Raw genomic sequence first — 15,739 nt, 5'->3', positions numbered from 1 at the left:
AACAAAAGACCACACGCTGGCACGGCTGGTTGCCTATTTGCATGCCACCGGCAGCAATGTTTCCGTCGACCAGGCCTTGGGCATGGCCATCGATGCCTGGCTGGCGGCCGAGGAAGCGCGGGCGTCGCGCACCATGGCCGATGGCAGCGCAAAAGGGTATCAGTGGAAGTGCCTGTTCCTGCCGGATACCACCCAAATCCGCATGAGTTTCGATGGCCGGACCGAGTATGCGGAGGTGGTCGGTGACGCCATCGTCCACCGTGGCCGCAGCGTCTCGCCACGCGGCTTGACGCTCGCCGTCGCCGGGGATGGGCGCAATGCGTGGCGCGAACTCGTCGTCCGCCGCCCGGGGGATGCTGGCTGGCTGCGCGCGTCGGTATTGCGGGCCCGCATCGAGCGCGCCTCGCGGCAGGCACAGCCGCAACCGGCCACGCCCGCCGACAGCATGGCCGCCGCCGCGCGCTGCATGTCGGACGCCTTGCGCAGCGCGCTGGCGGTGGTGGAGCACGTGAACGTCCAGGCGGCGCAGCAGTACGAACGGCGCGCCGAGCGCCACCGCCGCGCGGCCGACAAGATGGGTGAAGACTGCGCCTTTGATTGATGCCCGTTGCCGCGCAGCTGTTTGCGCTGAACCGCATGCGCCGTGGCGACGGAGAGTTCGATGCGCTCGCCCTGACGCAACCGCCGCAGCGCTTGCAGGAGCCATCGCTATCGCCGCAGCGTTTGGATGAGCCACCGCTGTGCCGCAGTGCTTGCATCAGCCACCGTTATCGCCGCAGCGCTTGCATGAGCGCCGCTGTTGCCGCAGCGCCTGCATCAGCCCCCCCCCCAGTTGCAGCAGCGCTTGCAACGGCAATCGCTATTGCCGCAGTGCTGCCGCTTCCCGCCGGGGCCGTGCACGGCCAGCGTCCGGACACTGAATCGTTTTTGCCTCAGGCCCACATTTTCAAAATATTTTTTGGTGCATTGGGCAAAAAATCGTATTTTTCAAGGCCTTGAAAACCCTTACCGGCGCCATTAGATTGGATTCAACGGATGCTCCACGGAGGTCCGTCAACTTATCGCTTAACTTCTAAAAGGATATTTATCATGCGTACATTCGACCTGGCTCCTCTCTATCGTTCCGCTATCGGCTTCGACCGTCTGGCCAATATGCTGGAATCGCAGCGCGCCGACGCGCAGCCCAGCTATCCACCGTACAACATCGAACTGGTGAGCGACGACAAGTACCGGATTGTGATGGCACTGGCTGGCTTCGACCGCTCGGAAGTCGAGATCATCGCCGAGCGCGACAGCCTGCAGATCACCGGCCGCAAGCAGAAAGAGGACACGCAGCGTACCTACCTGCACCGCGGCATCGCGGCACGTGATTTCGAGCAGCGCTTCCAGCTGGCGAACCACGTCAAGGTCACCACCGCCTCGTTCGACAACGGCATGCTGACGATCGAACTGGTGCGCGAAGTGCCCGAGGCCCTCAAGCCGCGCAAGATCGTCATCGACGGTGGCGACCATGTGCAGGTGCTGGAGCAGCGCCAGGCGGCCTGACCAGGCCCAGCCCGGCTTGTAGCGAGCCAGGCTAAGTGACACCGGGGCGCCCGCGGCAAGGGGCGCCCCGTTCCACGTGCGCTGCGGTCGCCCTTCACTGCCGCAAACGATTAGCCGCACGCGAGCCGGGATTAAGACAACCCTAAGTCTGCTGCCGCATGATTACATCATCGCATCATCGACCAGGCATCAGGTGGTCAAGAAAAGGGTCTTGGCAAACAGCAGCAAACAGCAGCAAACAGCAGCAAACAGTAGCAAATAGCAGCAGACAGTAGCAAACGCATCAACATACAACAACAAGCCTCATTGACCACACGGTCACTGAACATATCCTTTCAAACCAGGAGTACGTCCATGCATAACGAAGGTGCCATCACTGTCATCACCGCTAAGCGTCTCACGCTTGCCCTTGCCGCCGCCGGCGCCATCGGGGGAGCGGTTGGTGCGATCGCGGTCAACCATAACAACGCAGTCGCTTCGTCCGCTGCCGTCGCGCCCGCCACACCGCTGCTCGCTTCGGCAGTACCCGCCGCCACGGGCACGCCGGTCAATCCAGGCGCCCCCGCGCCGGTCGCGGCCGGCGTCGTGTTGCCCGACTTCACCGCACTGGTGTCGCGCAACGGCCCCGCCGTGGTCAATATCCGCGTGATGGGCAGCACCAAGACGGCCATGGGCCAGCAGCGCGGCCGCGTCCCGCAATTCGATGAGGACGACCCATTTTACGAATTTTTCCGTCGCTTCCAGGGGCCGCAGATGCCCCGTGGACAACAACGCGACACGCCCGTTTTTGGCGCCGGTTCCGGGTTCATTATCAGCCCGGACGGTGTCATCCTGACCAACGCGCACGTGGTGCGCGACGCCAAGGAAGTCACGGTCAAGCTGCAGGACCGGCGCGAATACCGCGCCAAGGTGCTCGGCTCGGACCCCAAGACCGATGTGGCGGTGCTCAAGATCGACGCCAAGAACCTGCCGGTGGTGCCAATCGGCAAATCAAGCGATCTCAAGGTCGGTGAATGGGTGCTGGCGATCGGTTCGCCCTTCGGCCTGGAAAGCTCGGTCACGGCCGGGGTGGTCAGCGCCAAGGGCCGCTCCCTGCCCGACGATAGCCAGGTGCCGTTCATCCAGACCGACGTCGCCGTCAATCCCGGCAACTCGGGCGGTCCCCTGTTCAATACCAAGGGCGAAGTGGTCGGCATCAATTCGCAGATCTATAGCCAGACCGGCGGCTATATGGGCTTGTCGTTCGCCATTCCGATCGACGTGGCTTACCGCATCAAGGAACAGATCGTTTCCACCGGCAAGGTGCAGCATGCCAAGCTCGGCATAGCGATCCAGGAAGTGAACCAGGGTTTCGCCGATTCCTTCAAGCTCGACTCGCCCGAGGGCGCGCTGGTGTCGAATGTGGAAAAAGGTGGCGCGGCCGACAAGGCGGGCATCAAGTCGGGCGATATCATCCGCAAGCTGAACGGCCAGCCGATCATTGCCTCGGGCGATTTGCCGGCCATGCTCAGCGTGGCCCAGCCAGGCGACAAGGTCAGCCTCGACGTCTGGCGCGACGGCAAGATCGTGCGTATCGATGCGCGCCTGGCCAATGCCAGCGACAAGGTGGCGCAAGACGAGCGCGAACCGGCCGCCGGCGCCGACCAGAGCGCGAAACTGGGCCTGGCCCTGCGTCCGCTCGAGCCCAACGAGAAGCGCCAGTCCGGCATCGCGTCGGGCCTGGTGATCGAGGATGCGGCCGGCGCCGCCTTGAATGCCGGGGTGCAGCCGGGCGATGTTTTACTGTCCGTCAATGGCCGTGCCGTCAATTCGGTCGAGCAGGTGCGCGATGTGGTGGGCAAGGCCAGCAAGTCGGTGGCCTTGCTGATTCAGCGCGGTAATGACAGAATCTTCATTCCGGTGCGGATCGGGTAATTGTGCTTTGTTCCGCCAGCCGGTTCGAGAAAGAAGGATGTGATGCGGCTGCTGCTGGTGGAAGACGATACGATGATCGGCGAAGTGGTGCTCGACCTGCTCAGGGCCGAGCACTACGCGGTCGATTGGGTCAAGGATGGCGAAATGGCCGACACGGCCCTGCGCCAGTCGCAAAGCTATGACCTGGTCTTGCTCGACCTGGGGCTGCCGCGCAAGGATGGCCTGGAAGTGCTGCGCGCCATGCGCACGCGCAAGGACCGCACCCCGGTGCTGGTGGCGACCGCGCGCGACGCGGTCGAGCAGCGCATTGCCGGCCTGGACGCCGGGGCCGACGACTACGTGCTCAAACCCTACGACCTCGACGAGTTGCTGGCGCGCATCCGCGCCTTGCTGCGGCGCGCCGCCGGACGCGGCGAACCGATCTTTGAATACAATGCCATCAGCATCAACCCCGCCACCCGCGAAGTGCAGGTCGACGGCAGCGCCGTGACCCTGTCGGCGCGGGAGTGGGCGGTGCTCGAAGCGCTGATCGCCCGTCCTGGCGTGGTGCTCTCGCGCGCCCAGCTCGAAGAAAAGCTGTACAGCTGGCGCGATGAAGTGAGCAGCAATGCCGTGGAAGTCTATATCCACGGCTTGCGCAAGAAGCTGGGTAGCGAACTGATCCAGAACGTGCGCGGGGTCGGCTACATGGTGCCCAAACTATGAACCTGGCGCACTCGCTGCGCGGCCGTCTGTTGTGGTTTTTGCTTGCGGCCATCAGTATTGCCGCCGTTGCCCAAGCCTCGATCGCGTACCGCACGGCCCTGTCCGACGCCGACCAGATTTTTGATTACCACATGCAGCAGATGGCCTTGTCGCTGCGCTCCAGCGCGCCGCTGGCCAATACCGAAGCGGCGGCCAATGTCGAAGCGGACGCCGAAAACAACGACCTGATGGTGCAAGTCTGGACCCCGGACGGGGTCCAGGTATTCCGCACGGTATCGCGCGCGCGCCTGCCGCAGCACGCGGTGCTTGGTTTTTCCAACGTCAAGGCCAACAACACCACCTACCGCGTGTTCTCGGTGCAAACCCCTACCCAGACCCTGCAAATCGCCCAGGACATGGCGGTGCGGCGCAATATGGCCGGCAACCTGGCGCTGCGCACGGTCGGGCCGATCGCGGTGATGATGCCGATCCTGATGCTGGTCGTGTGGTGGGTGGTGAGCGGTTCGCTGCAACCGGTGGCGCGCGTGCGCGCCCAGGTGGCGGCGCGCCAGGCCGACGATCTCTCGCCCGTGTCGGAAGCGGATTTGCCGGACGAAGTGCTGCCGCTGGTGCAGGAATTGAACCTCTTGTTCGGGCGCGTGAAAACCGCCTTCGACGCCCAGCAGCATTTCGTGGCCGATGCCGCGCACGAGTTGCGCACGCCGCTGCAAGCGCTGAAACTGCAGGCGCTGAGCCTGGAGCGGGCCGACAGTCCGGAAGCGCGCGGGGTGGCCATCGGCCGCCTGACGGCCGGCATCGAGCGCGCCACCCGGCTGGTGGAACAATTGCTGGTGCTGGCGCGCCAGGAGGCGAGCGCGGCCAGCGGGGTCAAGACGCAGGCGGTCGACCTGGCCGAGCTGGCCCGGCGTGCGCTGTCCGATCTGGCGGGCGCGGCGCAGACGCGCGGCATCGACCTGGGGCTCACGCGCGCCGACGCGGTGCAGGTGGCGGGCCAGCCGGACGCGCTGATGATCATGCTGCGCAATCTGGTCGATAACGCCTTGAAATATACCCCGGCCGGCGGCACGGTCGATATCAGCGTGACAGGCGAGGGCAAGGGCGCCAGCCTGGTGGTGGAAGACAGCGGGCCGGGCATTCCGGCAGAGGAAAGAGAGCGCGTGTTCAACCGCTTTTACCGCATCGCCGGCAGCGAGGCCAGCGGTAGCGGGCTGGGGCTGGCGATCATCAAGGCCATCGCCGAGCGCCACGGGGCCAGGCTGAGTCTGGGCGAATCGCCCAAACTGGGCGGCCTGAGCGTGCGCATCGACTTCCCCGCAGCGAGCAAGGCCGACGCCGGCTAACCGGGGTCTGACCCTGACCGCATGACCCCGACCGCAGCCCCGTCGTTTCTGGCAGTGCCAGGAATGTCGGGGCTGAGGTGACGACCTAGCCCAGCCTTACTTTTTGATAATCGCCTGCAACAGCACAAACGCTTCATGCCGGATGGTCGCGTCGGCACCCGCCAGCTCCTTGCGCGCCTGCACCAGTTCCGGCCGCTTGAGCATCTTCTTCTCGGCCGGATTCGGCACCGGCGGTTCCGGCGGGAACATGCTGGCCCGGCTGTTATACGTTTGCTGCAGCAAGCGTTTGCCGTAATCCGACGCATAAAATGCCGTCAATTCATTGGCCGTCTGCACCCCGATCACGCGCGCCACGGGCGTGGCCAGGCGCTGGTAAATTTCTTGCGGCGCTACCTTGTCGAGCTTGGCGAACACGCTGGCGCGCTGCTCTTCATTCGCATAGCGGCTCGCACCGGCCACCGAGCGCATCATTTTTTCCGACTGCATGGCAGCGAGCATGGCTTGCACAGCCTGCACCCGGGCCGCATCGGGCGTCGTCACGGCTACCGAGGCGGCGGGGACAGCAGGAGCGGCAGGAGCGGCTGCGCCTGCACGCGTCAGCGGCACGCAGGCGAACAGCGCGGCCAATGCCAGCGCGTAAGTTGGTTTCATTCTCAATCCTTTTCAACAATCACAGGGCTGCCCACAAGGGGCCAGCCGACACAATAATGCAAAAGGGCAGACGATGTCTGCCCCTTACTGCGTAGCTACCTGGATAGCTACCTGCCTGGCTAGCGCTTCACTTAAAACTTATGCCACAGGCGGGCAAAGTACGACGCGCCATTCATCCCGAACTGGACCGACTCGTACTTGAAGCCATTGTCGGTCTCGTCCGGATTCTGCTCGGTCGGCTTGACACTGAAAATGTTCGCGCCGCCCAGGGTCAGCTTGGTCTTGTCGCTGAAATTATACGTAAAACTCAGGTCGGCCGAGGTCTTCGGCTTGTACACCTGGTTCGGGGTTGGCGCACCGGACCAGGTGCCCAGGATTTGCTTGCCGAAATGGATCACCTTGAAATCGGTGCCGATCTTGCCCAGCAAATACTCGAAGCCCAGGGTGGCCTTGCGCCGCGGTCCGCCCTGTTCCAGGAACAGGCGTTCGCGCTCGGACAGCAGCACGTCTTCATAGCCCTTGAACGCGGCCGGCGCATTCACGCCCGTCACTTCGGTCTTGCTGATGTTCATGGCCAGGAAGGTATTGAGCTTGCCGCCCGCCACTTCGCTGCGGTTCGATACGGTCAAGTCCAGGCCCTGGGTCTTGGTATCGATCGAATTGACGAAGAACTGGGCCGCGCCCACGCCCAGGCTGCTCAGCAGCGGCACGATGGGCGCGTAGTTGTCGGCGTCGAAGCGGCCGGAAAACACGATGCGGTCATCGATGGCGATGCGGTACAGGTCGGCCGTGACCGAGGTGGTCGGGGTCGGCGTCCAGGTGCCGCCCAGGGTGAAGCTGACCGATTTTTCTTCCTTCAGCTTGGGAATGCCGATCGCGTTGGCCACGTTGCCGCCGTTCGGCGCGAACACCGAATCGACCGGATTGCCGTTGACGAACTCGGTAAACGTCGACGAGAAGTAGCCTTGCTGCAGCGATGGCGCGCGGAAGCCGGTACTGGCCGAACCGCGCACCAGCACGCTGTCGCTGATCTTGAAGGCGGCGGCCAGCTTGCCGGTCACGCTGTTGCCGAAGTCGCTGAATTTTTCATAGCGCACGGCCGACAGCACTTTCAGGCGCTCGGTGATGTCGGTCTCGACATCGACGTAGGCGGCCACGCTATGGCGGCTGCGGTCGGTCGCGTCGCCCGGACGGAAGCCCGGGAAGCCCTGGCTGCCCGGGTCGCCCCCGAAGCCGGCACCGTCGACATCGTTGTAGGAACCGGCTTCACCGGCGAAAATTTCATAATTTTCCTTGCGGAACTCGGCGCCGAAGGCCAGGTTCATGCCGCTCAGGATGTTCGGATAGAAGCGGCTGGCGTCGGCATTGGTGGTCAGCTGGGTGGCCGCGAAACCGCCCGCGTCGAATTGCGAGGCCGACACGCCCTTGCCGCCCTTGATCAGGTCGAGGTTGGCGATCGAGGCATTGAGCGTATTGCTGACGTTGTAATGCATCTTGTTGTAGCCATAGGTTTGCGAGAAATCCGCATTCCACTCGCCCAGCTTGGCGCGATAGCCGATGGTGCCGTAATGGTCGTCGATGTCGGCATTGATGAAGGGCGCGAAGCCGTTCGGGTACATGGCTTGCGCATTGCGCGTCGGAATCTGGTCCGGACCGCGGCCGAAGGCGGCCGAGGAAGCGTCGCGCTTCTGGGTGCCGGCCGTGAAATACAGCTTGCCGTCAACCAGGGGAATGTCGCCATTCAGGTACAGGGTCTGGTTCTGGACCTTGCTGTCGCCGATGGTGCGTAGGCTGCCCGCGTCGGCCCGGTTCGAGCGGCCGCGGTCGAGATACTCGCCCGTGATGCCGACCACCCCGCCGCCCACGGCCACGCCGCAGTAAGCCGAGGCCAGGACATTCTTGCCGTCGCCGGCCGAATACTGGCCCGCGCCGAGCACGCTTTCGCAGCCGAGCGAGCGTTTCAGTTCGATATTGATGACCCCGGCGATCGCGTCGGAGCCGTACTGGGCGGCGGCGCCATCGCGCAGCACCTGGATGTTTTTCACCGCCAGCAGCGGAATTGCATTCATGTCGGTGCCGGTATTGCCGCGGTTGCGGGCGCCGAAGATGTTCACCAGCGAGGTGCTATGACGGCGCTTGCCGTTCATTAGCACCAGGGTCTGGTCGGAACCGAGGCCGCGCAGGGCGGCCGAATCGACCAGGTCGGCGCCATCGGCCCCGCTCTGGCGCGTGGAATTGAACGATGGCGAGATATAGGTCAGGGTCTGGGCCAGGTCGAACTGGCCGCCTTGCTCGGCCATGCGGGTCATGGGAATCAGATCGACCGGGACCGCCGTATCGGTGGCGGAGGTGGCCGAGACGCGGCGCGAACCGACCACGCTGACGCTGGGGATGACTTCTTCCTTGGTGGCTTGCTGGCCCGACTGGGCAAAGCTGGCGGGGGCGTACACGGCGAAAGCGGCTCCGCCGTACAAAGCGAGCAAGACGGACCTACGTAAAGGGGTGGTAGTGAACACGCGACAGTCTCCGGGTTTTATTATCGAAAGGTGAATGATTCTAATGCAATTTTCGCCGCACCAGTCCAGCGCGGTGTGGTGCAATGACAACGTTGTCAATCGCCGGGCACGGGCTCGGCCCGCCCGCCCACCAGGATCGCGCCATCCTGCACCCGGGTGCGGATCAGGCAGGGCGCACCCAGCGCACCACCCTGGTGCAGGGTGATGGCGCGGCCCAGGTGGGCCGCCAGGGCGCCGGCCGCCACCCCGGTGGCGCGGTCTTCCATGGCCGGATCGAGGTGGTTGAAGTTGCGCCCTTCGTAGGCATCCTCGCCGATGCGGCACACCACATAGCAGCCGCTCACGCCATGCGCGCCGCCCCAGTCGAGGATGCGCTCGAGCGGTGGGCGCAAGGCAAGCAGGGTGGCGCGCTCAGGCACTTCAATGAGCAGCTTGGGACTGCCGACCGAGGCCAGCACGGGCGCGGCCGCCAGCCTCAGGCCGGGCTGGTCCAGCAGCCAGGCCGCCAGCGCGGCATCGACCGCGACGTCGGGCACGTCCTGGGGCTGCAGGGCGACGAAAACATCCTCCCCTTGCCGGCTCAGGCGCAAGGCTTGCCCGCGCATTGCCGTGGCCAGTACCAGGTCCGGCGCCGCCTGCCCGGCGCGCGCGAACAGCACCTGCGCCGCGCCCAGGGTGGCGTGCAGGCACAGGGGACTCCTGGCGTGCGGGTAGTAATAGTCGGCGATCCAGTTTTGCTGCAATCCAGGGTCGAGAAAGACGCAGGCCGGATGCGGCTGGGCCTGCGCAAACGCCTGGCGCGCCGCGGGCGCGGCCGGCCCGTCTTCGATCACCAGCGCCACATTGCCGTGGCCCGGCGCTGCACCAAAACAGCGCACCGTATGCACCTGCATAGTTATTCCCAATTGGTAAGAAATGCGAAAAGCTTATACTGTGTTTCCATACAGTATTTTCCCTAATACATTTGATTGTAATATTTTTTTCATGAGTACCGCCGCCCCCGCCCCCAGCCTGCCCGACTACGCCGAGTTGTATTGTCTGAGCAACTTTACCTTCCTGCACGGCGCCTCGCACGCCGAGGAACTGGTGGCCCGCGCCGTCCAGCTCGGCTACGCGGCGCTGGCCATCACCGACGAATGTTCGCTGGCCGGGGTGGTGCGGGCCCACGCCGAAGCCAAGAAGGCGGCGCTGCCCCTGATCATCGGCGCCCACTTCCACCTGCGCCATGCCGATGGCAGCGCGGCCCTATCGCTGATCTTGCTGGCCAAGAACCGCAATGGCTACGGCAACCTGGCTGAACTGATCACCCTGGCGCGCACGCGTACGGCCAAGGGGACTTACCTGCTCACCCCGGCCGACCTGGCCTCGCCCGCGCCGGCCCAGGCCCACCTGGCCGGCATGCCCGACTGCCTGGCGATCCTGCTGCCCGCCTATCCCGGCCACGATGCGGCCGAGCTCGACCGCCTGCACACCCAGGCCGCCTGGATGGCCGCCACCTTTCCCGGGCGCGCCTGGCTGGGCCTGACCCTGCTGCACCGCGCTTTTGATGAAGCGCACCGCGCCACGGTCGAGGAAGTCGCCTGGCAGCACGGGCTGGCCGTGGTGGCGCTGGGCCACGTCTGCATGCACGTGCGCTCGCGCAAGCCCCTGCACGACACCCTGTGCGCGATCCGCCTCAACACGCCCGTGGACGAGTGCGGCTATGCGCTGGCGCAAAATGCCGAACAGCACCTGCGCGCGCGCCTGCGCCTGGCCAATCTGTACAGCCCCGAGGCCCTGGCTGAAACGCTGCGCATCGCCCGCCTGTGCACCTTTTCGCTCGACCAGCTGCGCTACGAATACCCGGACGAACTGGTGCCGCCCGGCCAGACCCCGTCCGGCTACCTGCGCGCCGAAACCTATATCGGCGCCCACCACCGCTTTCCGCTCGGCATACCGGCCAAGGTGCAGGAACAGCTCGAAACCGAACTCCAGCTGATCGGCGAACTGCGCTACGAAGCGTATTTTTTGACCGTGTACGACATCGTGCGCCATGCGCGTTCGATCGGGATCCTGTGCCAGGGGCGCGGCTCGGCCGCCAATTCGGCCGTGTGCTATTGCCTCGGCATCACCGAAGTCGACCCGGCGCGCGGCAACCTGCTGTTCGGGCGCTTCATTTCCAGGGAAAGGGACGAACCGCCCGACATCGACGTCGACTTCGAGCACCAGCGGCGCGAAGAAGTGATCCAGTACATCTACAACAAATACAGCCGTGCGCGCGCCGCCCTGGCCGCCGTGGTGATCAGCTACCGGCCCAAGAGCGCCCTGCGCGACAGCGGCAAGGCGCTCGGGGTCGACCTGGCGATTGTCGAAAAAGTCGCCAAGACGCACCACTGGTTCGACAGCAAGGACGACCTCGTCAAACGCCTGGCCGAATGCGGGCTCGACCCCGATTCCCCGCTGGCCCAGCAATGGGCCACCCTGGCCCAGCGCCTGCTCGGCTTTCCGCGCCATCTGTCGCAACACCCGGGCGGCTTCGTGATCGCCGCCGGCAAGCTGTCGCGCCTGGTGCCGATCGAAAACGCCAGCATGCCGGAGCGCAGCGTGATCCAGTGGGACAAGGATGACCTCGAAGAACTCGGTTTGCTGAAAGTCGATGTGCTGGCGCTGGGCATGCTCTCGGTGTTGCGGCGCGCATTCGACCTGGTGGGCGAGCTGCGCGGCACGGTGTTTTCGATGCAGGACATCCCGGCCGACGACCGCGCCACCTACGACATGATTTGCGCGGCCGACACGGTGGGCGTGTTCCAGATCGAATCGCGCGCGCAGATGAGCATGCTCCCACGCATGCTGCCGCGCACCTTTTACGACCTGGTGATCGAAGTGGCGGTGGTGCGGCCGGGGCCGATCCAGGGCGGCATGGTCCATCCCTATTTGCGCCGGCGCCAGGGGCTGGAACAGCCCCTGTATCCCAAGGAAGAACTGAAGGTCGCGCTGGAACGCACCTTGGGCGTGCCGATTTTCCAGGAACAGGTGATGCAGGTGGCGATGATCGCGGCCGGCTTTAGCGCCGGCGAGGCGGACCAGCTGCGGCGCGCCATGGCCGCCTGGAAACGCAAGGGTGGGCTGGAAAAATACTACGACAAGATCGTCAGCGGCATGCTCGAGCGTGGCTACACGCTGGAATTTGCCGAATCGATCTTCAACCAGATCAAGGGTTTCGGCGAATACGGCTTTCCCGAATCGCACGCGGCCAGTTTCGCGCTGCTGGCCTACGCCAGTTCCTGGCTCAAGTGCCACGAACCGGCCGCGTTTTTATGCGCCTTGCTCAACAGCCAGCCGATGGGTTTCTACAGCCCCTCGCAACTGGTGCAGGATGCGCGCCGCCACGGCATCGAGGTGCGCGCGGCGGACGTGGCCATCAGCGGCTGGGATTCCAGCCTGGAAGCGGGGGAGGGCGCGCAGCCGGCGGTGCGGCTGGGGCTGTCGCTGCAGCGCGGCATGCGTCCCGCGTCGGCGGCGCGGATTGAAGAGGCGCGCGCCGTGCGCGGGTTCGAGAGCGTGGCCGAGCTCGCGCGCCGCGCCGCCCTGGACCGGCACGACCTGCAGGTGCTGGCCGGCGCCAATGCCCTGCATGGCCTGGCCGGCAACCGGCGCCAGGCGCTGTGGCAAGCGGTGGGCGCGGTGCCCGACAAGGACTTGCTGCGCCCCACCACGCCCGAGGAAGAGGTGCCGCTGCTGCATGCCCCGAGCGAAGGCGAAGATATTGTCGGCGACTACCGCGCGCAGGGCTTGACCCTGGGACGGCACCCGCTGGCGCTGCTGCGCGCGCGCCTGCTGGAGCAGCGCTTCCTGCCGGCCGCGCAACTGAACGGCTACAAGCAGGGGCAGCTGGCGCGCGCCTGCGGCATCGTCACCGTCAGGCAGCGGCCGGCGACGGCCAAGGGCGTGCTGTTCGTCACCATCGAAGACGAGACCGGCAACGTGAACGTGATCGTCTGGCCCAGCCTGGTGGAACAACAGCGGCGCGAAGTGCTGGGCGCGAGCTTGCTGGGCGTGTACGGCGTGTGGCAAAGCGACGGCCAAGTGCGGCACCTGGTGGCCAAGCGCCTGGTCGACCTGTCGCACCTGATGGGCCGCCTCGACACCAGCAGCCGCGATTTTTGCTAGCCCCCTTAACCGGGCTCAGAGCTCTGATTCGCAAGGTCTTCAGCGCCCGCGGCGGATCACTGCAAACCGATCGCGGCCACCCGTCCGCTCCTGTTCACGATATACAGCATGCCCCGATCCGAGATCGACAGCTTGCCCCCCAGCGCATAGCGCCACACAGTCTTGCCGCTGGCCAAGTCGATCGCCAGGGTGCTGACCTCGGAACTGATGAAGGCCAGGTTATCGGTCACGACCAGCTGGTCGAACCAGGTGGCGTCGGCCGGGTCGCTCAGCTTCGCCGCCGTCCACAGCAGCTTGCCGGAGTCCGGCGCATACGCTTCCAGCGCATTGCCGGTATTGTTGAACAGGTACAGCACGCCCTTGGCATAGGACGGTGTGCTCACCCGTTTTCCCTGGAGCGTCCAGGCGTGCGTGCGCTTGGCCAGGTTGAACGCGACCAGACGGCCGCTATCCGAGACAAAACCGAATTGATTATCCGACAGGACCGGCGTGCCGCCGCTATAGCTGGGCCACAGGTGATCCGGATCGTCCACCTGGTAGGCGAGCCGGCCGTCGGCCACGCCCATGGCGTACAGGCGCCCGTCCAGATACACATACGCATGGCTGGCATCGACCGCCGGGGTCCAGTCGGCAAAAGCGGGCAGGGCGCTGCTCCAGGCGGGCTGCTGGCTGCCGGCGCGGAACTGGCTCAAGCCACCGGCGCTGCCATTCGGCGCATACAGCGTGTCGCCGAGCACGGTCGGCGCCAGCGCATAGCGGCCCTGCGTGTCCATTTTCTGGCGGCTCAGCAGCTTGCCGGTTTTCTGCTCGAACACCCACAGCGAGGCCTCGTCGCTGCTGGTCGAAGTCAGGTACACCTTGCCGTTGGCGGCGGCCGGCGGATTCAGGTGGCTTGTCAGGACCGGGAAGGGCAGGCCCAGGCTGGTGCGCCAGACTTCGGTGCCGCTCTCCTCGCTGATGGCGACCAGCGCGGCGCGATCGCCGCGATACGTGACCACGCCCTGGAATACCAGGCCGTTATCGTGGGCCGGCGCGGTCACCCTGCCATCCTTGTTCTCGAACAGGCGCTGCCAGCGCAGCGCGAAGCTGGCCGGATCGAAGCTGGCCGGCACATAGCCGGTATGCGCCGGATTGCCCCGGTACGTGCTCCATGGCCCCAGTTGCGGCAGCACCGGCAGGGGTTTCACGCTGTCGGCGGGCAGGACGGTCACCTTGAGCGCCAGCGTCCAGGGCGAACCGGCGTAGGGCAGATGGCACACGGCCGCATCGTCGGCGCAGGCGCGCATTTCGAGCTTGCTGGTGTAGACGCCGGGCGCCAGGCCATTGGCGGGTACCAGGGTGGCCGCGAACTGCCTGTCGGACAGCGTGCGCACGCCGACCGGCGCGGCGAGGATACCGGCCGGGTCGATCAGCGCCACATGGACCTTCTCGCCCAGCACGCTACTGGTGCTGGCCTCGACCGTCAGGCTGGCCGCCTGGCCAGCCTGCATGGTGATCTCGGCCATGGCCGGCGCGAAGCGCATGCGCCCGCTGGTATCGGTCTTCGGCTTGACGTTGATGGTCAGCGGCAGGCGCCAGGGCGAGCCTTCGAGCGGCTTGGCGCAGACTCGGGGATCATCCTCGCAGGCGCGCAGTTCCAGGGTGCTGCGGTGGGTGCCGGGCTGGAGGTCGCTCGAACTGCGCATGGTGGCCGAGTAATGGCGCGCCGTGCCCGCCAACACGTCGGACGAGGCGATCAGTCCGCCGCCATCGACGATGCCCAGATTGAATGGCCTGGACGGGGTGCGGGAAAGCGAGATATCCATCCCGAAAGCGCTGGTCTGGCCTTCGGCCATGCCGATCTCCAGCGCCGCGCCATGGATGGTCAGCCAGTCGCCACCGGCGGCGACAGTGACGGGTGGTTTGTCGCCAGGCACGACGGTGACCGGCGGCTTGTCGCTGGCGCCGCCATTGCCACCGCCACCGCAGGCGGCCAGCCAGGCCGGTGCCAGCAGGCAGGCGAGTAAACGTGTGAATCGATGCATCGTATTCCTTATTGTTGCCATGCCGGCAAAATTAATAAAAGGAAATTATAGCTTGCAGGCAAGCTAGGCGACAAGCGCGCGGGGCGCATCGAGCAGGGAAAAGGTGCGGAAAACAGTGCGGGAAGGGGGGGGGGGGCGGCAAGCGCGGGAAGCGAGGTCGGAAAGGGGAACGACGGGGGGCGGGGCGGCAAGCGCTACCGCACCCCGCACGCAACGCCCCCGCCCTGGCGGGAAGGCGGGCGCGCGCGATGGAGCCGGGGGCGCTTAGTGTGCGCTGGTGCCGTAGTAGCTGTGAATCTGGCTCGACCATTGCTGGTTGGCCATATCCGGCCAGTGATCGGTATCGAAACCTGGCGCGTTCTCGATGCGATCTTTCTCGATGTCGAGCGTGAAGCGCTTGTTGGCGGTGTCGAGCGTCAACGCCGACCAGGGCACGGCAAACAGTTTTTCGCCGATGGTCAGCACGCCACCACTCGACATGACGGCATACGCGATCTTACCGGTGCGCATGTCCAGCATGATTTCCTTGATTTCACCCAGATGCTCGTTCTTCAGATTGTGCACGTGGTCGCCGATCAGGGTATCCGCACCCATCAGTTCAGGACCCGGGCCTTTCGAGCCCTTGTCGACATACATGCCATAAGCATCGCGTTCTTCGTAGGACATTTTGACCTCCTGTGGTAAAAGTTCAATCCTGAGGCTTGAGCAAGATCATGTCTGCTCGTTGGCGCACACCGAATAAGCAATCGGTAATCTTTCAAATTGATCAATACGGCATCCCCGACGGTACCGCCCGCTGCGCCGCCGTTGCTGTTTTTTACCTTGTTTTACGGAAGCATTGGCCGGTTTAAGGTATAATTTCAATTTCCCGCACGTGCCGTTCGGCACCATCTGC

At 65.1% G+C, this 15,739-nt stretch carries 12 protein-coding genes; 7 read left to right on the top strand and 5 right to left on the bottom strand.

Annotated features, from left to right (window positions below; translation table 11 throughout):
- Window positions 1-37 precede the first annotated feature (37 nt).
- The 6 genes from PO883_RS06390 (at window position 38) to PO883_RS06365 (ending at window position 5,504) form a co-directional block, all read left to right on the top strand.
- Window positions 38-601, top strand: a complete 564-nt coding sequence (locus PO883_RS06390) for a hypothetical protein (protein WP_289308995.1) — start codon at window positions 38-40, stop codon at window positions 599-601.
- Window positions 598-999 (top strand): hypothetical protein, encoded by a 402-nt coding sequence (locus PO883_RS06385; RefSeq protein WP_289308994.1) that lies wholly within the window; start codon window positions 598-600, stop codon window positions 997-999. The genes PO883_RS06390 and PO883_RS06385 overlap by 4 nt, the downstream gene beginning before the upstream one ends.
- Window positions 1,000-1,089: 90 nt before the next feature.
- Complete coding sequence (locus PO883_RS06380; protein WP_289308993.1) at window positions 1,090-1,545, top strand: Hsp20 family protein; 456 nt, start codon at window positions 1,090-1,092, stop codon at window positions 1,543-1,545.
- 354 nt (window positions 1,546-1,899) lie between these two features.
- Complete coding sequence (locus PO883_RS06375) at window positions 1,900-3,459, top strand: DegQ family serine endoprotease (protein WP_289308992.1); 1,560 nt, start codon at window positions 1,900-1,902, stop codon at window positions 3,457-3,459.
- Window positions 3,460-3,501: 42 nt separating this feature from the next.
- Window positions 3,502-4,164 carry a response regulator transcription factor gene (locus PO883_RS06370; protein WP_289308991.1) on the top strand — a complete coding sequence of 221 codons (663 nt, stop codon included), beginning with the start codon at window positions 3,502-3,504 and terminating at the stop codon, window positions 4,162-4,164.
- A complete protein-coding gene (locus tag PO883_RS06365) occupies window positions 4,161-5,504 on the top strand; it encodes an ATP-binding protein (RefSeq protein WP_289308990.1) in 1,344 nt (447 codons plus the stop codon). The genes PO883_RS06370 and PO883_RS06365 overlap by 4 nt, the downstream gene beginning before the upstream one ends.
- A gap of 96 nt (window positions 5,505-5,600) precedes the next feature.
- Here the strand turns inward: PO883_RS06365 and PO883_RS06360 are convergent, their stop codons facing one another.
- From PO883_RS06360 to PO883_RS06350, 3 genes are all read right to left on the bottom strand, one after another.
- On the bottom strand, window positions 5,601-6,155 hold the full coding sequence (locus PO883_RS06360; protein ID WP_289308989.1) for a hypothetical protein: 555 nt from the start codon (window positions 6,153-6,155) through the stop codon (window positions 5,601-5,603).
- 131 nt (window positions 6,156-6,286) lie between these two features.
- Window positions 6,287-8,671, bottom strand: a complete 2,385-nt coding sequence (locus PO883_RS06355) for a TonB-dependent receptor domain-containing protein (RefSeq protein WP_289308988.1) — start codon at window positions 8,669-8,671, stop codon at window positions 6,287-6,289.
- Window positions 8,672-8,766: 95 nt separating this feature from the next.
- Entirely contained in the window at window positions 8,767-9,564 is a 798-nt protein-coding gene (locus PO883_RS06350; RefSeq protein ID WP_289308987.1) for a PhzF family phenazine biosynthesis protein, read from the bottom strand.
- Window positions 9,565-9,655: 91 nt separating this feature from the next.
- On the opposite strand from PO883_RS06350, the gene PO883_RS06345 reads away from it, so the two are divergent.
- On the top strand, window positions 9,656-12,820 hold the full coding sequence (locus tag PO883_RS06345; RefSeq protein ID WP_289308986.1) for an error-prone DNA polymerase: 3,165 nt from the start codon (window positions 9,656-9,658) through the stop codon (window positions 12,818-12,820).
- A 56-nt stretch (window positions 12,821-12,876) separates the two neighbouring features.
- Here the strand turns inward: PO883_RS06345 and PO883_RS06340 are convergent, their stop codons facing one another.
- Window positions 12,877-14,844, bottom strand: a complete 1,968-nt coding sequence (locus PO883_RS06340) for a PQQ-binding-like beta-propeller repeat protein (protein ID WP_289308985.1) — start codon at window positions 14,842-14,844, stop codon at window positions 12,877-12,879.
- A gap of 264 nt (window positions 14,845-15,108) precedes the next feature.
- Window positions 15,109-15,510, bottom strand: coding sequence for a PRC-barrel domain-containing protein (locus tag PO883_RS06335; RefSeq protein WP_289308984.1), 402 nt, complete (start codon window positions 15,508-15,510; stop codon window positions 15,109-15,111).
- Between the last annotated feature and the right edge of the window lie 229 nt (window positions 15,511-15,739).

The organism is Massilia sp. DJPM01 (assembly GCF_030348125.1).
In the GTDB taxonomy this organism is placed as follows: Bacteria; Pseudomonadota; Gammaproteobacteria; order Burkholderiales; family Burkholderiaceae_D; genus Telluria_A; species Telluria_A frigida.
Note: the sequence above shows the minus strand (reverse complement) of the source record. Positions and strands in the feature narration are given on the sequence as shown.

Coding starts and splice junctions, on each gene's coding strand:
- PO883_RS06380 (WP_289308993.1), top strand. CDS start 1,090: ATGCGTACATTCGACCTGGCTCCTCTCTATCGTTCCGCTATCGGCTTC.
- PO883_RS06375 (WP_289308992.1), top strand. CDS start 1,900: ATGCATAACGAAGGTGCCATCACTGTCATCACCGCTAAGCGTCTCACG.
- PO883_RS06370 (WP_289308991.1), top strand. CDS start 3,502: ATGCGGCTGCTGCTGGTGGAAGACGATACGATGATCGGCGAAGTGGTG.
- PO883_RS06365 (WP_289308990.1), top strand. CDS start 4,161: ATGAACCTGGCGCACTCGCTGCGCGGCCGTCTGTTGTGGTTTTTGCTT.
- PO883_RS06360 (WP_289308989.1), bottom strand. CDS start 6,155: ATGAAACCAACTTACGCGCTGGCATTGGCCGCGCTGTTCGCCTGCGTG.
- PO883_RS06350 (WP_289308987.1), bottom strand. CDS start 9,564: ATGCAGGTGCATACGGTGCGCTGTTTTGGTGCAGCGCCGGGCCACGGC.
- PO883_RS06345 (WP_289308986.1), top strand. CDS start 9,656: ATGAGTACCGCCGCCCCCGCCCCCAGCCTGCCCGACTACGCCGAGTTG.
- PO883_RS06340 (WP_289308985.1), bottom strand. CDS start 14,844: ATGCATCGATTCACACGTTTACTCGCCTGCCTGCTGGCACCGGCCTGG.
- PO883_RS06335 (WP_289308984.1), bottom strand. CDS start 15,510: ATGTCCTACGAAGAACGCGATGCTTATGGCATGTATGTCGACAAGGGC.